At 70.3% G+C, this 20,993-nt stretch carries 20 protein-coding genes and 1 pseudogene; 3 read left to right on the top strand and 18 right to left on the bottom strand.

Annotated elements, in window-relative coordinates; translation table 11 throughout:
- Positions 1-75 precede the first annotated feature (75 nt).
- The 3 genes from QFZ71_RS22055 (at position 76) to QFZ71_RS22045 (ending at position 4,013) form a co-directional block, all read left to right on the top strand.
- On the top strand, positions 76-1,272 hold the full coding sequence (locus tag QFZ71_RS22055) for a sensor histidine kinase (protein ID WP_307669893.1): 1,197 nt from the start codon (positions 76-78) through the stop codon (positions 1,270-1,272).
- Complete coding sequence (locus QFZ71_RS22050) at positions 1,269-1,973, top strand: response regulator transcription factor (RefSeq protein ID WP_307669892.1); 705 nt, start codon at positions 1,269-1,271, stop codon at positions 1,971-1,973. The genes QFZ71_RS22055 and QFZ71_RS22050 overlap by 4 nt, the downstream gene beginning before the upstream one ends.
- Positions 1,974-2,138: 165 nt before the next feature.
- Positions 2,139-4,013, top strand: coding sequence for a glycoside hydrolase family 18 chitinase (locus tag QFZ71_RS22045; protein ID WP_307669891.1), 1,875 nt, complete (start codon positions 2,139-2,141; stop codon positions 4,011-4,013).
- 300 nt (positions 4,014-4,313) lie between these two features.
- Here the strand turns inward: QFZ71_RS22045 and QFZ71_RS22040 are convergent, their stop codons facing one another.
- The 18 genes and pseudogenes from QFZ71_RS22040 to QFZ71_RS21955 form a co-directional block, all read right to left on the bottom strand.
- Positions 4,314-4,760 (bottom strand): DUF2550 domain-containing protein, encoded by a 447-nt coding sequence (locus QFZ71_RS22040; protein ID WP_307669890.1) that lies wholly within the window; start codon positions 4,758-4,760, stop codon positions 4,314-4,316.
- Positions 4,761-4,893: 133 nt separating this feature from the next.
- A complete protein-coding gene (locus tag QFZ71_RS22035) occupies positions 4,894-5,268 on the bottom strand; it encodes a F0F1 ATP synthase subunit epsilon (protein ID WP_073763772.1) in 375 nt (124 codons plus the stop codon).
- Between the two features lie 109 nt (positions 5,269-5,377).
- Complete coding sequence (gene atpD / locus QFZ71_RS22030; RefSeq protein WP_307669889.1) at positions 5,378-6,820, bottom strand: F0F1 ATP synthase subunit beta; 1,443 nt, start codon at positions 6,818-6,820, stop codon at positions 5,378-5,380.
- Entirely contained in the window at positions 6,820-7,737 is a 918-nt protein-coding gene (locus tag QFZ71_RS22025) for a F0F1 ATP synthase subunit gamma (RefSeq protein ID WP_307669888.1), read from the bottom strand. Before QFZ71_RS22025 ends, atpD begins: the two co-directional genes overlap by 1 nt.
- Before the next feature lie 3 nt (positions 7,738-7,740).
- Positions 7,741-9,312: a F0F1 ATP synthase subunit alpha gene (gene atpA, locus QFZ71_RS22020; protein WP_030580920.1), complete on the bottom strand. Its 1,572-nt coding sequence runs from the start codon at positions 9,310-9,312 to the stop codon at positions 7,741-7,743.
- Positions 9,313-9,442: 130 nt separating this feature from the next.
- Positions 9,443-10,259: pseudogene (locus tag QFZ71_RS22015) on the bottom strand (F0F1 ATP synthase subunit delta).
- A complete protein-coding gene (locus QFZ71_RS22010) occupies positions 10,256-10,792 on the bottom strand; it encodes a F0F1 ATP synthase subunit B (RefSeq protein WP_006127589.1) in 537 nt (178 codons plus the stop codon). The pseudogene QFZ71_RS22015 and the gene QFZ71_RS22010 overlap by 4 nt, the downstream one beginning before the upstream one ends.
- A 41-nt stretch (positions 10,793-10,833) precedes the next feature.
- Positions 10,834-11,064, bottom strand: coding sequence for an ATP synthase F0 subunit C (gene atpE, locus QFZ71_RS22005; RefSeq protein WP_006127588.1), 231 nt, complete (start codon positions 11,062-11,064; stop codon positions 10,834-10,836).
- An 88-nt stretch (positions 11,065-11,152) separates the two neighbouring features.
- On the bottom strand, positions 11,153-11,986 hold the full coding sequence (gene atpB / locus QFZ71_RS22000) for a F0F1 ATP synthase subunit A (protein ID WP_307669887.1): 834 nt from the start codon (positions 11,984-11,986) through the stop codon (positions 11,153-11,155).
- Positions 11,987-12,186: 200 nt separating this feature from the next.
- Positions 12,187-12,627, bottom strand: a complete 441-nt coding sequence (locus QFZ71_RS21995) for a hypothetical protein (protein ID WP_307669886.1) — start codon at positions 12,625-12,627, stop codon at positions 12,187-12,189.
- 265 nt (positions 12,628-12,892) lie between these two features.
- The gene (locus QFZ71_RS21990) at positions 12,893-14,266 is read right to left on the bottom strand and encodes an MraY family glycosyltransferase (RefSeq protein ID WP_307669885.1); all 1,374 of its coding nucleotides are present in this window, start codon (positions 14,264-14,266) and stop codon (positions 12,893-12,895) included.
- Between the two features lie 169 nt (positions 14,267-14,435).
- Entirely contained in the window at positions 14,436-15,716 is a 1,281-nt protein-coding gene (gene glyA / locus QFZ71_RS21985; RefSeq protein WP_307669884.1) for a serine hydroxymethyltransferase, read from the bottom strand.
- Positions 15,717-15,866: 150 nt separating this feature from the next.
- Complete coding sequence (locus QFZ71_RS21980) at positions 15,867-16,508, bottom strand: protein-tyrosine-phosphatase (protein ID WP_307669883.1); 642 nt, start codon at positions 16,506-16,508, stop codon at positions 15,867-15,869.
- On the bottom strand, positions 16,505-17,152 hold the full coding sequence (locus tag QFZ71_RS21975; RefSeq protein WP_307669882.1) for an L-threonylcarbamoyladenylate synthase: 648 nt from the start codon (positions 17,150-17,152) through the stop codon (positions 16,505-16,507). The genes QFZ71_RS21980 and QFZ71_RS21975 overlap by 4 nt, the downstream gene beginning before the upstream one ends.
- A gap of 52 nt (positions 17,153-17,204) precedes the next feature.
- On the bottom strand, positions 17,205-18,050 hold the full coding sequence (prmC, locus tag QFZ71_RS21970; RefSeq protein WP_307669881.1) for a peptide chain release factor N(5)-glutamine methyltransferase: 846 nt from the start codon (positions 18,048-18,050) through the stop codon (positions 17,205-17,207).
- Positions 18,051-18,095: 45 nt separating this feature from the next.
- Complete coding sequence (gene prfA / locus QFZ71_RS21965; RefSeq protein WP_307669880.1) at positions 18,096-19,172, bottom strand: peptide chain release factor 1; 1,077 nt, start codon at positions 19,170-19,172, stop codon at positions 18,096-18,098.
- A gap of 159 nt (positions 19,173-19,331) precedes the next feature.
- The gene (rpmE, locus tag QFZ71_RS21960) at positions 19,332-19,556 is read right to left on the bottom strand and encodes a 50S ribosomal protein L31 (protein ID WP_003966263.1); all 225 of its coding nucleotides are present in this window, start codon (positions 19,554-19,556) and stop codon (positions 19,332-19,334) included.
- A gap of 163 nt (positions 19,557-19,719) precedes the next feature.
- Positions 19,720-20,823, bottom strand: a complete 1,104-nt coding sequence (locus QFZ71_RS21955) for an LCP family protein (RefSeq protein WP_307669879.1) — start codon at positions 20,821-20,823, stop codon at positions 19,720-19,722.
- Positions 20,824-20,993 lie beyond the last annotated feature (170 nt).

Below are 20,993 nucleotides of genomic sequence, written 5' to 3'. Positions count from 1 at the left end.
CTGCATCCTTCGATGTAGTCGGGGATCGGCCCGCGACGGGAGGACCGGGGGCGGCCGTGCGTGTTGGATGGAGGGGTGTCCCCCTCCATCCGCCCCGACCGCGACGCGGTGGCCCTCGCCGCCGCCGGGCTGCTGGGCGGGCTGCTCCTGTGGCTGCTCGGCCTGCACACCCGGGGCGGCCACCCCTTCTCCGCACCCTGGGCGACCCTCGTACCGCTGAGTGCCATGGCCTCGGCCGAACTGATGCGCCGCACCGCACCGCGCACGGCCCTGACGGTCGGCGCGCTCGCGCTGGTCGCGGACCAGTTCACGCGCGGCAGCCTCGCCACCGCCCTGATGTTCACGGACGTCATGTACGCGGCCGTGCTGTACGGGCCCCCGCCCGCCGCCCGCCGCCTCCCGGTGGCCACGCTCCTGATCACCGTCGCGTCCACGATCGGCTTCCTGGCCTGGTTCCGCAGGCCCGAGGCGCTGCTGATCGGCCTGGTCGTCGGGCTGGTCACCTTCGTCCCCGCCCTCACCGGGGTCAGCGTGCGCAGCCACCGTACCGCCGCCGACGCCGCCCGGCTGGCCGCCGCCCAGACCGCGCGGCTCGCCGAGATGGACCGCACCCAGGCGGTGGCCGCCGAGCGGGCCCGGATGGCGCGGGAGCTCCACGACATGGTGGCGGGCCACCTCTCCGCCGTGGCCATCCACTCCACCGCGGCGCTGTCCATCGACGACCCGGAGACCTCCCGGAGCGCCCTGAAGGTCATCCGGGAGAACAGCGTCGAGGGACTCGCCGAGATGCGCCGGCTGATCGGCCTGCTGCGGGAGCGCGGCGAGGACGACGCCCCGGCGACGGCCCCGACCCTCGCGGCCCTGGACGCGCTGGTGGAGCAGACGAACGCCAACGGGGCCTCCGGCGGGCTGGTCTGCGTCCTGGAGGACGGCCGGGGTCCGCAGGCCGACCCGCTGCCCACGCCGGTCGAGCTGGCCGCGTACCGGATCGTGCAGGAGTCCCTGACCAACGCTCTCAAACACGCCGCGCCGGGTCCGGTGACGGTGCGGCTCGACCGGACCGAGGCACTGCTGACGGTCGAGGTGACCAGTGTGTTCGGCAGCCGCACCGGCCCCACGGCGCCCGGCTCGGGCGCGGGTCTCGTGGGCATGCGGGAGCGGGTGGCACTGCTCGGCGGGACGATCGGCGCGGGGCCCGAGCCGGACGGTGACGGGACGAGGACCTGGCGGGTGCGGGCCGAACTGCCCGTGGCGGAGAGGACGACGGAATGACGATCCGGGTGCTGGTCGCGGAGGACCAGGCGGCGGTCCGCGCGGGGCTGGTGCTGATCCTGTCCAGCGCGCCGGACATCGCGGTGGTCGGGGAGGCCGGGGACGGTGAGGCGGCGGTGCGGCTCGCCCGTGAACTCCGTCCGGACCTGGTGCTGATGGATGTGCGGATGCCGCGCCTGGACGGGGTGTCGGCGACCCGGCAGGTGGTCGCGGAGCAGCTCGCGGACGTCCTGGTGCTGACCACGTTCGATCTGGACGAGTACGTCTTCGGGGCGCTGCGCGCGGGCGCATCCGGCTTCCTGCTCAAGAACGCCGAAGCCCGCGACCTGCTGGAGGCCGTACGGACGGTGGCGCACGGGGAGGGGGTGATCGCCCCGGCCGTGACCCGCCGTCTGATCGCGGAGTTCGCCGGAGCCGGAGCCGGAGCCGGAGCCGGAGCCGGAGCCGGAGCCGGAGCCGGGACGGGAACGGGAGCCGGGCGCGAGCGGAGCACGGCCGATCCGGCGGTGCTGGAGGTGCTCACCCGGCGCGAGCGCGAGGTGCTGGGGTGCCTGGGCGAAGGGCTGTCCAACGCGGAGATCGCGGTGCGGCTCTCGATGGCGGAGGCCACGGTGAAGACGCACGTCAGCAGGTTGCTGGGCAAGCTGGAACTGCGCAGCCGGGTTCAGGCGGCGGTTCTGGCACAGGAGTTGGGGATCTGAACGGGCCCCCGATCCTTGGTCCAGACCTCTTGACGATTGGTCCAGACCTTCCTACTGTCCTCGTCACACACTGCGGTGAGTACGAGGGCACCCGTACTCAGGGCGGCGCAGGGTTTGCAGTCCACGAATCACCCCCGTTTGCTGGACCTCACCCGAGGAGCACCGTTGAGCACTGAATCCCCCCAACGCCGTTCCCGACTCAGATGGATACCTGTCCGCAGTGGCAGGTCCAAGGTCGTGGCGGGCCTGACCGCGCTGGTCGTGCCGCTGGCCGCGATGGTGGGCCTCGCCTCCCCCGCGTCGGCGGCCACCTCGGCCACCGCCACGTACACCAAGAAGTCCGACTGGGGCAGCGGCTTCGAGGGCCAGTGGACGGTGAAGAACACCGGCACCACCGCGCTCTCCTCCTGGACCATCGAGTGGGACTTCCCCTCCGGCACCGCGGCGGGCTCCGCCTGGGACGCCGGCCTCACCAGGAGCGGCGACCACTACACCGCCAAGAACCTCTCCTGGAACGGGACGGTGGCGCCCGGCGCCAGCGTCAGCTTCGGCTTCAACGGCACCGGCTCCGGCTCCCCCACCGGCTGCAAGCTGAACGGCGCCTCCTGCGACGGCGGGCCCAACGTCCCCGGTGACAACCCGCCCTCGGCCCCCGGCACCCCCACCACCAGCGACGTCACCGACACCTCGGTGAAGCTCAGCTGGAGCGCGGCCACCGACGACAAGGGCGTCAAGAACTACGACGTGCTGCGCGACGGCGCGAAGGTCGCCACGGTCACCGGTACCACCTACACCAACACCGGTCTGACCGCGGGCACCGACTACTCCTACGCCGTGCAGGCCAGGGACACCGCCGACCAGACCGGCCCGGTCTCCGGCTCCGTCTCCGTGCGCACCACCGGCGGTGGCGGCGAGCAGCCCGGCGGCGACAAGATCAACCTGGGCTACTTCACCAACTGGGGCGTCTACGGACGCAACTACCACGTGAAGAACCTGGTGACGTCCGGCTCGGCCGCGAAGATCACGCACATCAACTACGCCTTCGGCAACGTGCAGAACGGCAAGTGCACCATCGGCGACTCGTACGCCGACTACGACAAGGCGTACACCGCCGACCAGTCCGTCGACGGCGTCGCCGACACCTGGGACCAGCCGCTGCGCGGCAACTTCAACCAGCTGCGCAAGCTGAAGGCCAAGTACCCGCACATCAAGGTCCTCTGGTCGTTCGGCGGCTGGACCTGGTCCGGCGGCTTCCCCCAGGCCGCGCAGAACCCCGCCGCCTTCGCCCAGTCCTGCTACGACCTGGTGGAGGACCCCCGCTGGGCCGATGTCTTCGACGGCATCGACCTCGACTGGGAGTACCCCAACGCCTGCGGTCTGACCTGTGACACCAGCGGTCCGGGTGCGCTGAAGAAGCTCTCCGACGCCACCCGCGCGAAGTTCGGCTCGAAGAACCTGGTCACCGCCGCCATCACCGCGGACGCCTCGGCCGGCGGCAAGATCGACGCCACCGACTACGCGGGCGCCGCCCAGTCCATGGACTGGTACAACGTGATGACGTACGACTTCTTCGGCGCCTGGGCGGCCAAGGGCCCGACGGCCCCGCACTCGCCGCTGACCTCCTACGTCGGCATCCCGCAGCAGGGCTTCACCTCCGCCGACGCCATCGCCAAGCTCAAGGCCCAGGGCGTCCCGGCCAAGAAGCTGCTCCTCGGCATCGGCTTCTACGGCCGCGGCTGGACCGGCGTCACCCAGGCCGCCCCCGGCGGCACGGCGACCGGCGCGGCTCCGGGCACGTACGAGGCGGGCATCGAGGACTACAAGGTCCTCAAGAGCTCCTGCCCGACCACCGGCACCATCGCCGGCACCGCGTACGCCCACTGCGGCACCAACTGGTGGAGCTACGACACCCCGGCCACCATCGGCTCGAAGATGACCTGGGCGAAGAACCAGGGCCTGGGTGGCGCGTTCTTCTGGGAGTTCTCGGGGGACACCACCAACGGCGAACTGGTGACCGCGATCAACAACGGTCTGAAGTAATCCCCACGCCGTAGAGCAGTACCGCACCAACCCGGAAAAGCGCCGGGGAGACGGGTCCGCCCCCCGTCTCCCCGGCTTTTCGCTGTGCGCGCACGCGCACGTACCCGCACGCAGGGTCCCGCCCGGCGGGGGCGTACGGTCCGCGTACGGGCTCCACCACCGGCCCCTCGGTCCCGCCCCCGGAACGCCGTCCGGGGTACCGACCGCAGGCGTGGAGACCTGCTGGTTCCTCAGGCCACGTCGGCCCGCCCCCGGACGTGATCCCGGGGGGGGACCCCCTTCCAGCGGGCCCGTTTCTTCTCAGGCCACGTTGACCCGCTGGCCGGGCGGCGCCGCCTCCAGCCAGGCCAGGAAGCCGGTCAGGGCGTCCTCGCTCATCGCCAGCTCCAGGCGCGTCCCCCGGTGGAGGCAGCCGAGCACGACGGAGTCGGACAGGAGCGCCAGCTCCTCCTCGCCCTCGGGCAGCCGGCGGCCGACCACCTCGATAGCAGAACGCTCCAGGCCCCGGCGGGGGCGAGGAGCGTAGGAGAAGACGCGGAACCAGTCGACGCGGTCACCGCTGTAGCGCGCGACCCCGTACACCCAGCCTTTGCCGAGGGCGTCCGGTTCCTCGGACACATCCCAGCGCAGACTGCAGTCGAAGGTCCCGCCGGACCGCTGGATCAGCCGCCGGCGCAGGCCGAAGACGAACAGCCCCAGCAGGATCAGGACCACGACGGACAAGCCCACCCACAACGCGAGGACCATTTCCACCGACCTCCTCGCATCGTCGAGTAACCAACACCGAAACCGTAGTGCACCTGCATCGCCTCAGCCGCGACTCGGCTGGATCGCTCCAGCTCGGGCCGCGGCTGAGTAAAAACATCTGTCAGTGGGGGTGCTAGCGCACCGCCACCGCACGCAGTCGTACATCGGCGCGCCGCTGGGCGGCGGCGTCCGCGTCCGACTTCGCGAGCTCCAGCGCACGCTGGGCCCGCTCGACGTCGATCTCGTCGGCCAGCTCGGCGATCTCGGCCAGCAGCGACAGCTTGTCGTCCGCGAACGAGATGAATCCGCCGTGCACGGCGGCGATGACGGTGCCGCCCTCACTCGTGCGGATCGTCACCGGGCCCGATTCCAGCACACCCAGAAGCGGCTGGTGACCGGGCATGACGCCGATGTCGCCGGACGTGGTGCGCGCGACGACCAGGGTGGCCTCGCCGGACCAGACACTTCGGTCCGCGGCGACCAGCTCGACATGCAGCTCAGCAGCCAAGGGTGGCTCCTCGGGTCACCACCCGGCCGACCGGCCGGGTGTTGGGTCAATTCTACGGGGCGTGGTGAGGGGGGCGGGACACACCCACCCCCCTCGGTGAGCCGGAGGCTCAGGAGACGCCGAGCTCCTTGGCCTTGGCCTTGAGGTCTTCCAGGCCACCGCACATGAAGAACGCCTGCTCGGGGAAGTGGTCGTAGTCCCCGTCGCAGATCGCGTTGAACGCGGCGATCGACTCGTCGAGCGGAACGTCCGAACCGTCCAGGCCGGTGAACTGCTTGGCGGCGTGGGTGTTCTGCGACAGGAAGCGCTCGACGCGGCGGGCACGGTGGACGACGAGCTTGTCCTCCTCGCCCAGTTCGTCGATACCGAGGATCGCGATGATGTCCTGGAGGTCCTTGTACTTCTGCAGGATTCCCTTGACGCGGCTGGCCGCGGCGTAGTGGTCCTGGGAGATGTAGCGCGGGTCCAGGATGCGGGACGTGGAGTCCAGCGGGTCCACGGCCGGGTAGATGCCCTTCTCCGAGATCGGACGGGAGAGCACCGTCGTCGCGTCGAGGTGGGCGAACGTGGTGGCCGGGGCCGGGTCGGTCAGGTCGTCCGCGGGGACGTAGATCGCCTGCATCGAGGTGATCGAGTGACCACGCGTCGAGGTGATGCGCTCCTGGAGCACACCCATCTCGTCGGCCAGGGTCGGCTGGTAACCCACCGCGGACGGCATGCGGCCGAGCAGCGTGGAGACCTCGGACCCGGCCTGCGTGAAGCGGAAGATGTTGTCGATGAAGAGCAGCACGTCCTGCTTCTGCACATCGCGGAAGTACTCCGCCATGGTCAGGGCGGACAGGGCCACGCGCAGACGCGTCCCCGGCGGCTCGTCCATCTGGCCGAAGACGAGCGCGGTCTTGTCCAGAACGCCCGACTCGGTCATCTCGTCGATGAGGTCGTTGCCCTCACGGGTGCGCTCACCGACACCGGCGAACACCGACACACCGTCGTGCAGCTTCGCCACACGCATGATCATTTCCTGGATGAGGACCGTCTTGCCGACGCCCGCACCACCGAACAGACCGATCTTGCCGCCCTTGACGTACGGGGTCAGCAGGTCGACGACCTTCAGGCCGGTCTCGAACATCTCGGTCTTCGACTCGAGCTGGTCGAAGGCCGGAGCCTTGCGGTGGATCGGCCAGCGCTCGGTGATCTGCGCCTCGGCGGCCGGCTCGTTCAGGATCTGACCGAGGGTGTTGAACACCTTGCCCTTGGTGATGTCACCGACGGGGACGGTGATGCCCGCGCCCGTGTCGGTCACCGGGGCCTGGCGGACCAGGCCGTCGGTGGGCTGCATCGAGATCGCGCGGACCACACCGTCGCCCAGGTGCTGGGCCACTTCCAGGGTCAGCGTCTTGCGAGCGCCGTCCTCGGCCGGGTCGGCGACCTCGACGTGAAGGGCGTTGTAGATCTCCGGCATCGCGTCGACGGGGAATTCCACGTCGACGACCGGGCCGATGACCCGGGCGACGCGGCCCGTGGCAGCGGCCGTCTCAACTGTCGTCGTCATTACTTGTCACTCCCCGCGGTCGCGTCGGCCAGTGCGCTGGCGCCGCCGACGATCTCGCTGATTTCCTGGGTGATTTCGGCCTGGCGGGCCGCGTTGGCAAGCCGGGACAGGCTCTTGATGAGGTCCCCGGCGTTGTCGGTGGCCGACTTCATCGCGCGGCGGCGGGCGGCGTGCTCGGAGGCCGCCGCCTGCAGCAGTGCGTTGTAGATACGGCTCTCGACGTAGCGCGGCAGAAGGGCGTCGAGGACGTCCTCGGCCGACGGCTCGAAGTCGAACAGCGGAAGGATCTCACCCTTGCGGGTGCTCTCCTCGGCCACCTCGTCGAGCGAGAGCGGCAGCATCCGGGCGTCGACCGCGTTCTGCGTCATCATCGACACGAATTCCGTGAAGACGATGTGCAGCTCGTCGACGCCGCCCTCGGCCGCGTCCTGCTGGATGGCCGCGATCAACGGGGCGGCGATGCGCTTGGCATCGGAGTACGCCGGGTTGTCGGTGAAGCCGGTCCAGGACTCGACGACCTTGCGCTCGCGGAAGCCGTAGTACGCGACACCCTTGCGGCCGACGATGTACGTGTCGACCTCCTTGCCCTCGGAGGCAAGGCGCTCCCGCAGTCGCTCCGCGGCCTTGATGGCGTTGGAGGAGTAGCCGCCGGCCAGACCGCGGTCGCTCGTGATGAGCAGGACCGCGGCGCGGACGGGGTTCTCGACCTCGGTGGTGAGCGGGTGGTTGGCGTCGGATCCGGTCGCGACCGCGGTCACCGCACGGGTGAGCTCGGTCGCGTACGGCTGGGACGCCGCCACCTTGCGCTGCGCCTTGACGATGCGCGAGGCGGCGATCATCTCCATCGCCTTGGTGATCTTCTTGGTCGCGGTGACGGCTTGGATGCGGCGCTTGTAAACGCGAAGCTGAGCGCCCATCGATCAGCCCTCGCCCAGGAGCTTGCCGTCCGAGGTCTCGAACTGCTGCTTGAAGGCGGCGATCGCGTCGGCGATCGACTGCAGCGTGTCGTCGGACATCTTGCCGCCCTCGGCGATGCTGGTCAGGAGGTCCTTGCGCTCGCGGCGCAGGAACTCCAGCAGCTCGGCCTCGAAGCGACGGATGTCCTCGACCGGGACGTCGTCCATCTTGCCCGTGGTGCCGGCCCAGACCGAGACGACCTGCTCCTCCATCGGGAACGGGGCGTACTGCGGCTGCTTCAGCAGCTCGACCATGCGCTTGCCGCGCTCCAGCGAGGCCTTCGAGGCCGCGTCCAGGTCGGAACCGAAGGCGGCGAACGCCTCCAGCTCGCGGTACTGGGCGAGGTCCACGCGAAGCCGGCCGGAGACCTGCTTCATGGCCTTGTGCTGGGCGGAGCCACCGACACGGGAGACCGAGATACCGACGTTGAGCGCCGGACGCTGACCCGCGTTGAACAGGTCGGACTCCAGGAAGCACTGGCCGTCGGTGATGGAGATGACGTTGGTCGGGATGAACGCCGACACGTCGTTCGCCTTGGTCTCGACGATCGGGAGGCCCGTCATCGAACCGGCGCCCATCTCGTCGGAGAGCTTGGCGCAACGCTCCAGCAGACGCGAGTGCAGGTAGAAGACGTCACCCGGGTAGGCCTCGCGGCCCGGCGGGCGGCGCAGCAGCAGGGACACGGCGCGGTAGGCGTCGGCCTGCTTCGACAGGTCGTCGAAGATGATCAGGACGTGCTTGCCCTGGTACATCCAGTGCTGGCCGATGGCCGAACCGGTGTACGGCGCCAGGTACTTGAAGCCGGCCGGGTCGGACGCCGGGGCGGCGACGATGGTCGTGTACTCCAGCGCACCGGCCTCTTCGAGCGCACCACGCACGGAGGCGATGGTGGAACCCTTCTGACCGATGGCGACGTAGATGCAGCGCACCTGCTTGTTCACGTCGCCCGAGCGCCAGTTGTCGCGCTGGTTGATGATCGTGTCGACGGCCAGCGCGGTCTTACCCGTCTGACGGTCGCCGATGATCAGCTGACGCTGGCCGCGGCCGATCGGCACCATGGCGTCGACGGCCTTGTAGCCGGTCTGCATCGGCTCGTGCACCGACTTGCGGACCATGACGCCAGGGGCCTGCAGCTCGAGGGCGCGGCGGCTGTCGGTCGCGATCTCGCCGAGACCGTCGATCGGGTTGCCGAGCGGGTCGACGACGCGGCCGAGGTAACCCTCGCCGACGCCGACGGAGAGCACCTCACCGGTGCGCTGCACCGGCTGGCCCTCCTCGATACCGCTGAACTCGCCGAGGACGATCGCACCGATCTCGCGCTCCTCGAGGTTGAGGGCGAGACCGAGGGTGCCGTCCTCGAACTTCAGCAGCTCGTTCGCCATGGCGGAGGGAAGACCCTCCACCTTCGCGATGCCGTCGCCGGCAACGCTGACCGTACCGACCTCCTCGCGCGAGGCCGCGTCCGGCTGGTACGACTGGACAAAGTTATCCAGTGCGTCCCGGATCTCCTCCGGCCGGATCGTGAGCTCCGCCATCTGGGTTCCCTGCTCTCCTTGTTGGGCCCGAAGTTTCTTAAGGGGGTCTGGGGGCCGACCCCCAGGAATCTTCTGCAGTTTCTGCACGGCCCAACCGGGCCGCTGGTCTTGCTTGTTCTTCTGCGCCGGGTCAGCCGGCCATGCGCCGGGGTCGCCTCTTCGAGGCGCTCCGCGACGGTGCCGTTGATGACCTCGTCACCGACGCGCACCGAGACCCCGCCGAGGACCGAGGGGTCCACGTCCAGGTTCAGGTGCATCTCCCGGCCGTACAGCTTCGCCAGAGCGGCGCCGAGGCGCTGCTTCTGCCGGTCGCTGAGCGGCACCGCCGAGGTGACGACGGCGACCGTGCGGTTGCGGCGCTCGGCGGCGAGCTTGGACAGCGCGTCCAGCCCCGCCTCCAGGCTACGTCCACGCGGCTGGGTCACGAGGCGGACGATGATCCGCTCGGTGACCGGCTGGGCCTTGCCGCCGAGCAGGCTGCGCAGCAGCTCGCTCTTGGCCGAGGCCGTGGCCGTACGGCTGGTCAGCGCGGAGCGCAGCTCCATGTCGGAGCCGACGATCCGGCCGAACCGGAACAGCTCGTCCTCGACGTCGTCGAGGCGCCCGCCACGCTGGGCCGCGGTGAGGTCGGCCGTGTTCGCCAGCTCCTCGATCGAGTCCACCAGGTCGCGCGAGCGCGACCAGCGGGACCGGACGAGTCCGGAGACCAGGTCGACGGTCTCGCCGCCGACCTGTCCACCGAGCAGCCGTGCGGCCAGCTCGGCCTTGCTCTCGCCGCTCTGGGCCGGGTCGGTGAGAACCCGGCGCAGGGATACTTCGCGGTCGAGCAGCGCGGTGACCGAGGCCAGCTCCCCGGCGAGCTTCGCCGCGTCGACCGACGTGTTGTCGGTCAGCGCGTCGAGACGCTCGCGTGCGGCAGCCAGGGCTTCGCGGCTCGCGCCGTTCATCGGGCCGCCTCGGCCTTCGCCTCGAGCTCGTCGAGGAAACGGTCGACGGTGCCGCTCTGCCGGGCGTGGTCCTGGAGGGACTCGCCGACGAGCTTGCCGGCCAGGTCGGTGGCGAGCTTGCCCACGTCCTGACGCAGCGCCGAGGCAGCGGCCTTGCGGTCGGCCTCGATCTGGGTGTGGCCTGCGGCGATGATCTCCTCGCGCTGCCGCTGACCCTCCGCCTTCATCTCCTGGATGATGACGGCACCCTGCTCCTGCGCCTCCTGGCGCAGACGAGCGGCCTCGTGGCGGGCCTCCGCCAGCTGGGCCTTGTACTGCTCGAGAACGCTCTGCGCCTCGGTCTGAGCCGCTTCTGCCTTCTCGATACCACCTTCGATCGCCTCGCGACGCTCGTCCAGGGCCTTGTTGATGGCCGGGAGGAGCTTCTTGTAGAAGACGAAGAAGACAATGCTGAAGCAGATCAGGCCGATGACAATCTCGGGCCAGACCGGCAGCAGCGGTGACTGCGGCTCCTCAGCTGCCAAGTGCAACATGGTGGACCTTTCGTCGAAAACGTATCGTCAGGTCGCCTGGACTACTTCGGGTAGATGAAGGGGGCGACGAAGCCGATCAGGGCCAGGGCCTCGATGACCGCGAAGCCGAGAAGCATGTTCTGGCGGATCAGGCCGGCAGCCTCGGGCTGACGGGCGATGGCCTGCACACCGTTACCGAAGATGATGCCGATGCCGACGCCGGGGCCGATCGCCGCGAGGCCGTAACCGATGGTGCCGACGTTGCCCACAACGGCTGCGAGAGTCTCAGACATGGATCTGTGATTCCTTCTCTTGATTGGCCGGTGGAGATTGCGTCCACCGGACGTTCTAGGGGGTGTCCGGGTGGTGGCCCGGGTGTCCTCAGTGCGCTTCTTCGAGCGCCTGGGACAAGTACGTGGCGGTCAGCACGGTGAACACGTAGGCCTGGAGCGCCTGGATGAACATCTCGAAGACGGTCAGGGCCAGCGTCACGGCGAACGACGCGGTGGCGTAGACGGTGCCGAGCACGGTGCCGAGCATGTACCAGGTCGCAATGGTGAAGACCAGGATCAGGATGTGACCGGCGAACATGTTCGCGAAGAGTCGGACCGCCAGCGTGAAGGGGCGCACGAAGATGTTCGAGACGAACTCGATCGGCGTCAGGATCACGTAGATCGGCTTGGGCAGGCCGCTCGGTACGCACAGGTTGCGGATGCCGCCGACGAAGCCGTTGGTGCGGAAGGTCACCGTCATGTAGACGGCCCAGACGAGCAGCGCCAGTCCGACCGGATACGCGATGAGCGAGCTCACCGGGAACTGCGCGATCGGGATGATCGCCCAGAGGTTCAGCATCCAGACGAAGAAGAACAGCGACACCAGCAGCGGGACGAAGGGCTCGCCCTTCTTGCCGATGATCTCCTTGGCGATGCCCCGGTGGACGAAGTCGTAGAGCGTCTCGGCGATCATCTGCAGCTTGCCGGGAACGACCTTGGGCTTGGAGAAGCCGGCCCAGAACAGCGCCAGGATGGCGAACGTCCCGATGATCGCGAGCAGCATCGGCTTGTTGAACTCGACCGGACCGATCGAGAAGATCGGGTCGAAGATGAACGACCACGCGCTCGGGGCTGGGAATCCGCACGAGCCCTGGAACAGGTGGCAGTCAACCTCGAAGGCGAGCGTCTGGGCGTCAGCAGTCACCAGGAGCTCCTTCTGCATGGCGCATGGATACGGCTACCTCGTTGTATCGGAGCGGCTGGCAGCCGCAGGTCGGCACCGGACTGGTTCTTACGGTGAGGAGGCGGCGGCCGGGCCCGAAGCCTCGCGATGTATCAGGCGACAGCCGTGTTGTCCGCGCCCGCAGTACCGCAACCGAGACCGGACGATAGCAGCATGTCGAACAGGGCTTTATCCCGGCCCTACTGGTCATGCTTCCCCTCGGTTCCGCCCGGGGTGTTCCGGCTCTCCGCCTCGGGATCGACGTACAGGGTCTTGCTCCTGGCGTGCAGCACGGTCTGCGTGACGATCCACGTGATCACCGAGACGACCAGCGTGAGGGCGAAGACCTGGAGGTCGAAGAGAGAGGTGTTCCTGATGGCCATGATGAGGCCGAGCAGGAGCACCAGCTGGACCGAGTAGACCAGCAGCCCCATGCCCTGGAAGAGGTGCGGCATCGACTTGGCGACCCACTGCAACGCCAGCTGCCCGAGGGCCATGAAGAGAATGACCACCACGCAGCCCACGACGGCGCCGATCGCCCCCTTGCCGCCGACGACGAGCCCGCCGACGAGCGTGGCGATGGCTCCCACCGCGGCGGTGGGGGTGGCGATGCGCAGTACTTCGCGCATGTCGGACTGCATGGCGGCAGCTCCACTGGTCTGAGGGAGGAATGGGGCGTCGTCATGGACGAGCGTAGGCCCGGTCCGCGAGGCGGAGTTTCGAGCCGATGGACCGTCCTACCAGGGCCCTTCGGCTCTTCGCCGGGTCTCGTGAACGGTATCACAAACTATTTGATGAGGCCTTTACCTCAAAGGTGTGCCAACTGTCACACATGAGGGCTACCCCGCGCGTGTGTGCACGACAAGTCGGCACGATGTCTGGTAATGCACCGACAGTTCCGAAACGTCAACGTGAGGAGTCGGCGGAACGGCGATCGGAGAAGCGCGAACGGGAGCCGATCGCGGTAGCCCCGTTGACGCCGGACACCCCGACCGCCACAGGGGCCCGTTCGGCGCCCTCCTCGCCCATCTGAGCGCCCGGCGGGTCCTGTTGGGCCCCGGAGTCCGCGGCCGCCGGCTTCTCCTCGTACGCGGCGGCCGAAGCCTCCTCCGTCGGCCGGCGGTAGCGCGGCGGCACGAAGCGGTTGGCCCAGTGCGGGGCGCGCGGGGTGAACCGGGGCATCAGCAGCAGGATCAGGCCCGCAGCGCTGGCCGTCATGATCACGAACACGATCCACGAGGAGGCGGCGTGCACCGAGTAGCCGACGGTGCCGAAGGCGATCAGGGCCGACCAGAAGTACATGATCAGCACGGCCCGGCTGTGCGAGTGGCCGATCTCCAGCAGCCGGTGGTGCAGGTGGCCCCGGTCGGCGGCGAACGGCGACTGGCCGTTCCAGGTACGCCGGACGATGGCCAGCACCAGGTCGGCGGCCGGGATCGCGATGATCGTCAGCGGCAGCACCAGCGGGATGAAGACCGGGAGCATCGCGTGGGTGGCCCCGCGCTCGCTGCCCTCGAAGAGCTTCATGTTGTCCGGGTCGACCTGGCCCGTGATCGAGATCGCCCCCGCCGCCAGCACCAGGCCGATCAGCATCGAACCCGAGTCGCCCATGAAGATCCGCGCGGGGTGCATGTTGTGCGGCAGGAAGCCGAGGCACATGCCCATCAGGATCGCCGCGAACAGCGTCGCCGGGGCCGCCGCCTCGATGCCGTACCCCATCCAGAGCCGGTAGGCGTACAGGAAGAACGCGGCCGAGGCGATGCACACCATGCCCGCCGCCAGCCCGTCCAGGCCGTCGACGAAGTTGACCGCGTTGATCGTGATGACGACCAGCGCCACCGTGAGCAGCGTGCCCTGCCACTGGGTGAGCGCGACCGTGCCGACGCCGGGGATCGGCAGCCACAGGATCGTGAGCCCCTGGATCACCATGACGGCGGCGGCGATCATCTGGCCGCCGAGCTTGATCAGGGCGTCGATCTCGAACTTGTCGTCGAGGACGCCGATCAGCCAGATCAGGGCGGCGCCGGAGAGCAACGCCCTGGGTTCGTCGGAGAGTTCGAAGACGCCCTTCAGGTTGAAGAGGTGGTCCGCGACGATCAGCCCCGCGCACAGTCCGCCGAACATCGCGATCCCGCCGAGCCGAGGTGTCGGCTCCCGGTGGACGTCGCGCGCGCGGATCGCGGGCATCGCCCCGACCGCGATGGCGAACTTCCGCACCGGTCCGGTCAGCAGATAGGTCACCGCCGCCGTGACACAGAGCGTCAGCAGGTAATCACGCACAGGCTGCCCCACAGAACTCGCCGACCATCCAAAACCCACACCCTAGTCTCTGGAACAAGGACTCCAGGCTACGGGTGATGGTTGCACAGGCTTCGTGTGCCCCGGACACGGCGGAGCCCTCCGCTCCGGACGGCGCGGCCTCCGCCACCGAGGGGCCCGGAGGACTCCCCTACCCGCGGTACGGGGGATGGCGGGCGACCAGCTCCCGGACCTCGGCAGCGATCGCGCCCGCGTCGCCGGACCGCCGTACGGCCGCCCCCGACAGGGCCGCGATCCGGGCCATGTCCCCCTCGTCCATCCCCTGCGTGGTGACGGCCGCCGTGCCCAGCCGGATGCCCCGGCCCTCCCCGTACGGCAGGGCGCAGGTGTCCAGGACCACGCCGGCCGCCGCCAGCCGCTCGCGCGCGGTACGGCCGTCGACGCCGAGCGGGGCCGGGTCCGCGACCACGAGGTGGGTGTCCGTGCCGCCCGTGGTCACCTCGAACCCCTCCGCCTCCAGACCCGCGGCGAGGACCCGGGCGTGCGCGACGACCTGGTGGGCGTAGCCCGTGTACGCGGGGGTGGCCGCCTCCCCGAACGCGACGGCCTTCGCCGCCACCGTGTGCATCTGGGCGCCGCCCTGGGTGAACGGGAACACCGCCCGGTCGATCCGCTCGGCCAGCTCCGCGCCGCACAGGATCAGGCCGCCGCGCGGTCCGCGCAGCACCTTGTGCGTGGTGGCGCAGACCACGTCGGCGTACGGGACCGGGTTCGGCGCCGCTCCCCCGGCGATCAGCCCCATCGGGTGGGCCGCGTCCACGATCAGATACGCGCCGGCCTCGTCGGCGATCTCCCGGAAGAGGGCGTAGTCGGGGTGGCGGGGATAGGAGATGGAGCCGCAGACGATGGCCTTGGGCCGACGGGCGCGGGCCAGGGCGCGGAGCCGGGTGTAGTCGATCAGCCCGCTCGTGGGATCGGTCCCGTAGCCGGCGAAGTCGAACCAGCGGCCGGAGAAGTTGCCCGGCGCCCCGTGGGTGAGGTGTCCCCCGTACGGGAGCCCCATCGCCAGCACGGTGTCGCCGGGGCGCAGCAGAGCGGCGTAGGCGGCGAGGACGGCGGAGGATCCGGAGTGCGGCTGGACGTTGGCGTGTTCGGCGCCGAAGAGGGCCTTGGCCCGGCGGACGGCGACGCGTTCGGCGGCGTCCGCGTGCTCGCAGCCGCCGTGGTGGCGGGCGCCCGGATACCCCTCGGCGTACTTGTTGGCGAGCGGGGAGCCGAGGGCCGCGAGGACGGCGGGCGAGGCGAAGTTCTCGGCGGCGATCAGCTGGAGGGTGCCCGCCTGCCGGTCCCGCTCCGCGAGCAGCACCCCGGCGATCTCCGGGTCCTCGCGGAGCAGCGCGCCGAAGTCCTGGGGCAGGGCGTCGGGCGCGGACGGCGCGGAAGCGGGTGCGGCGGGAGAGGTGACCGGCATGGTGCGGCTCCGGGCCTGGAGGCGGGTGCGCCGGCGGGGGGACCGGCTCAGCTCCAATGTAGGCCGGGGCGGGACGGCGTGCCCGCTGTCCCGGGGCCCCGTACGCCGGTCGGCGCACCGGTGCGCACGCGGGCCCGGCGCGTACGCCGCTCAGTGCGGGGCGTGTACGCCGGTGAGCGCCGTGACGACCGGGTCGAGCGCCTGGTTGATCTCGTCGCCGATGGAGCGGAAGAACGTGATGGGGGCGCCGTAGGGGTCGTAGACCTCGTCCGCCTCGGCGGTCGGGGCCAGCAGCCAGCCGCGCAGCGCGGCGGCGGCGCGCACCAGGGCGCGGGCGCGTTCGACGACGCCCTCGTCACGCGGGTCGGGCAGGGTGGCCGGGTCTATCGCCCGGACCAGCCGGGTGAACTCCTTGAGGGTGAAGGTGCGCAGGCCCGCGGAGTGGCCCATGGAGATGACCTGGGCCCGGTGGTCGCGGGTGGCGGTGAGGACCAGGTCGGCGCGGATGACGTGCTCGTCCAGCAGCTCCCGGCCGACGAAGCCGGTGGCGTCCGCGCCGAAGTCGGCGAGGACGACCTCGGCGTTGGCCTCCATGGGCGCGCCCTCGTGGCCCCAGGTGCCCGCGCTCTCCACGATGAGGCCGCCGCTGAGGGGGTCGCCGAGGCGGCCCACCAGGGCATGGCGGGTCAACCGCTCGGTGATCGGTGAGCGGCAGACGTTGCCGGTGCTGACGTGGAGGATGCGGAAGGTGTCGGTCCGCCCCGCTATGCCACGCCCCTCGGGGGCGGTCAATTGGCCACCTCGAGGTCGGGGACCACCTTGCGCAGCTCCTCCGCGGAGAGGGCGCCGGCGCGCAGCAGGACCGGGACGGCACCGGTGACGTCGACGATCGAGGACGGCACGATGCCGGGCGTCGGGCCGCCGTCGAGGTAGACGGAGACGGAGTCGCCGAGCATGCCCTGGGCGGCGTCGCAGTCCTCCGGGGCGGGGTGTCCGGTGAGATTGGCGCTGGAGACCGCCATCGGGCCGACCTCGGTCAGCAGCTCGATGGCGACCGGGTGCAGCGGCATCCGGATGGCGACGGTGCCGCGGGTGTCGCCGAGGTCCCACTGGAGGGAGGGCTGGTGCCGGGCGACGAGGGTGAGGGCGCCGGGCCAGAAGGCGTCGACGAGCTCCCACGCCTCCTCGGAGAAGTCGGTGACCAGGCCGTGGAGGGTGTTCGGGGAGCCGATGAGGACGGGGGTGGGCATGGTGCGGCCACGGCCCTTGGCGTCCAGCAGGTCCGCCACGGCCTCCGCGGTGAAGGCGTCCGCACCGATCCCGTACACGGTGTCGGTGGGCAGCACGACCAGTTCGCCCCGGCGGACGGCCGACGCGGCCTCGCGCAGGCCCGTGGTCCGGTCGGTGGCGTCGTTGCAGTCGTATCGCCGAGCCATCAGCCGGCCTCCTGGAGCTGGTACGGGTGCGGGTGGTGGTGCCGGGGGCCGGTCACGGCATGGCCTTGCGGGCGGTGGCGAACCGGGGGCGGTTGTTGAGGTCGGGGTGGTCGGCGGCGTCCGCCCAGCCCCGCTCCTCGGTGAAGATCCACGGGACCTGGCCGCCCTGGGTGTCGGCGTGCTCGATGACGACGAGGCCGCCGGGCCGCAGCAGCCGGTGGGCGGTGCGTTCGATGCCGCGGATGGTGTCGAGGCCGTCCTCGCCGGAGAAGAGGGCCATCTCCGGGTCGTGGTCGCGGGCCTCGGGGGCGACGTACTCCCATTCGGTGAGGGGGATGTACGGCGGGTTGGAGATGACCAGGTCGACCTGGCCGTCGAGCTCCGGGAGGGCGCTCAGGGCGTCTCCCTTGTGGACGGTGACCCTGGACCCCTCGGCGTTCTTCCGCGTCCACCGCAGGGCGTCCTCGGAGAGCTCCACGGCGTGCACCCGCGACCGGGGGACCTCCTGCGCCATGGCGAGCGCGATGGCACCCGATCCGGTGCACAGGTCGACGACGACGGGCTCGACGACGTCCATCGCGCGCACCGCGTCTATGGCCCAGCCGACGACCGACTCGGTCTCGGGCCGGGGCACGAAGACACCGGGTCCGACCTGGAGCTCCAGGTACCGGAAGAAGGCGCGGCCGGTGATGTGCTGGAGGGGTTCGCGGGCCTCGCGGCGGGCGATCGTCTCCCAGTACCGGGCGTCGAAGTCGCTGTCGGGCACCGTGTGCAGCGCGCCCCGCTTCACCCCGTGGACGAAGGCCGCGAGTTCCTCGGCGTCGAATCGCGGTGAGGGGACACCGGCGTCGGCCAGCCGCTGGGTGGCCTGGGCCACCTCGGCGAGCAGCAGGTTCATCGCGGTTCTCCGTACGGGTTACGGGTGTGCGGGGCGGGCGGTCGCTTACGCGTTGGCGAGCTTGGCGGCCGAGTCGGCGTCGACGCAGGCCTGGATGACGGCGTCGAGCTCTCCGTCGAGCACCTGGTCCAAGTTGTACGCCTTGAAGCCGACGCGGTGGTCCGAGATGCGGTTTTCCGGGAAGTTGTACGTCCGGATCTTCTCGGAGCGGTCGACCGTGCGGACCTGGCTGCGGCGGGCGTCGGAGGCCTCCTGCTCGGCGGCTTCCTGGGCGGCGGCCAGCAGCCGGGAGCGCAGGATGCGCATGGCCTGCTCCTTGTTCTGGAGCTGACTCTTCTCGTTCTGGCAGGAGGCGACGACGCCGGTCGGCAGGTGCGTGATGCGGACGGCGGAGTCGGTCGTGTTGACGGACTGCCCGCCGGGGCCGGAGGAGCGGTAGACGTCGATGCGCAGGTCGTTGGCGTGGATCTCGACGTCGACCTCCTCGGCCTCGGGGGTGACGAGCACGCCCGCGGCGGAGGTGTGGATACGGCCCTGGGACTCGGTGGAGGGCACGCGCTGCACGCGGTGCACGCCTCCCTCGTACTTCATCCGGGCCCAGACGCCCTGGCCGGGCTCGGTGGCGCCGTTGCCGCCCTTGGTCTTCACGGCGACCTGGACGTCCTTGTAGCCGCCGAGCTCGGACTCGGTGGAGTCGATGATCTCGGTCTTCCAGCCGACGCGCTCGGCGTAGCGGAGGTACATGCGCAGCAGGTCGCCCGCGAACAGGGCGGACTCGTCGCCGCCGGCGCCCGCCTTGATCTCCAGGAGCACGTCCTTGTCGTCGCTGGGGTCGCGCGGGACGAGGAGGAGCCGGAGCTTCTCCGTGATCTCCTCGCGCTGCTTCTCCAGCACCTTGACCTCGGCGGCGAAGTCGGGGTCGTCCGCGGCGAACTCGCGGGCGGTCACGATGTCCTCGCCCGTCTGCTTCCAGGCCCGGTACGTGGAGACGATCGGGGTCAGCTCCGCGTAGCGCTTGTTCAGCTTGCGCGCGTTCGCCTGGTCGGCGTGGACCGACGGGTCGGCGAGCTTCTTCTCGAGATCGGCGTGCTCACCGATCAGTTCCTCGACCGCCTCGAACATGCGGGGGCTCCTGGTTTGTTTCGCGGCTGCGGGCCTGCTGTGGAGGGCGTACGGCCCGGTGGGGCGTCCCGGAGGGGCTCCCCTGGGCGCCCGACCGGCAAAAACGCCGGTTCCGACGCCCCCTGGGAAGAGGGCGCCGGGAACCGGCGCAGTGGCTCGCTACTTGCTGGCGGAGCCGGCAGCCTTGCCGAAGCGGGCCTCGAAGCGGGCCACGCGGCCGCCGGTGTCGAGGATCTTCTGCTTGCCCGTGTAGAACGGGTGGCACTCGGAGCAGACGTCGGCACGGATGGTGCCGTTGTCGATGGTGCTCCGGGTGGTGAACGACGCACCGCAGGTGCAGCTGACCTGCGTCTCGACGTACTCGGGGTGGATGTCGCGCTTCAAGGTGTCTCCTAGTTTCGGGAGGGCTCCGGGTCGTCCGCGCGGATTGCGCGGCCGTGAACCGGGGCCGACGTACCAGTCTGCCAGGACCGGCCGTATCTCCCAAAACCGGGGGCGGGCGCCAGGTATTCCCGGTACCGGCCGTGCACCCGCGGTGACGGGTGGGCTACCGGACGACCTTCGACGCGTCGCCCTTGTCGCCCGCGGAATCCTCGGTGGCGGAGGCGGGGATCGGCCGGTCCCGCTGGAGGGCGGCCCAGACCTGCCGGCCGGCCTTCTCCTGCGGCAGCACCCGGTTCGGATCGGCCGGGTCGTACTCGACGGGCAGGGTCACCATGTGGACGTTCTTCGCGTTCAGCCCCTTGAGGCCGTTGGCGAAGCCGGTGAGCTTCTTGACCGAGCCGAGCCCGGAGTCGGTGGTGACGGCCCTGGTCGCGGCGTCCGCGAGCCCGTAGAGCTTCTTGGGGCTGGAGAACACCCCGACGCTCTTCGTCCGGTCCATCAGCGCCTTGACGAACGCCTGCTGGAGCTGGATGCGTCCCAGGTCGCTGCCGTCGCCGACACTCTTGCGGGTCCGCACGAGGCCGAGGGACTCCTCGCCGTTCAGGGTGTGGGTGCCGGGCTCCAGGTTCAGGTGGCTCCTGGAGTCGGCGATCGCGGTCTTCGTGGTGACCTCGACGCCGCCGAGTTCGTCGATGAGCTTCGTGAATCCGGTGAAGTCGACTTCGAGGTAGTGGTCCATGCGGATGCCGGACATCGCCTCGACCGTCTTGACCGCGCAGGCGGGCCCGCCGACCTCGTAGGCGGTGTTGAACATCGCCCGGTGCGCGGCAGGGACCAGGGCGCCGGTGGTGTCGCTCTCGCAGGCGGGGCGCTCCATCAGGGTGTCGCGCGGTATGGAGACGACGCTCGCGGACCGGTGGCCCTTGGCGACGTGGAGGACCATCGCCGTGTCCGAGCGCGCCGCGCCTTCGTCCCGCCCGTACTTCCCGTTGTCGCCGGAGCGCGAGTCGGAGCCCAACACCAGGATGTCCTGCGAGCCGTCGTCCACGTCGTCGGGGCGGTCGGCGCCGAGCTTGGCGTCGATGTCGATGCTGGAGAGGTTGCCGTCGAGCGCGAGGTACGCGTATCCGAGCCCTGCGCCGCCGACCACCACGGCCCCGGCCGCCGCCCAGGCCGCGAGGGTCTTGGCGCGGTGCCGTCGGGACGGCTTCCTCCGTCGGGTGCCGGTACCGCGTATGCGGCCCGTGCTCCTGTTCTGCTCGCTCACGCGTCTCCCTCGTCACTGCTGCTGTGCCCGTCCGCCCCCTGCCGTGGTGGTCCACGCGCCTCGGCCTCGTGGGTGAGGACGGCCGAAGCACCATGAAGGGTTGCACACGCGCCTGTGGCCCCCGGCGGGTGCCGGGGGCCACAGGTTCTACGGGTGTGTGTGCCGTGAGA

The organism is Streptomyces sp. V2I9 (assembly GCF_030817475.1).
In the GTDB taxonomy this organism is placed as follows: domain Bacteria; phylum Actinomycetota; class Actinomycetes; order Streptomycetales; family Streptomycetaceae; genus Streptomyces.
The sequence above is the reverse complement of the archived record's forward strand: the minus strand, read 5'-3'. Positions and strand labels throughout refer to the sequence as shown.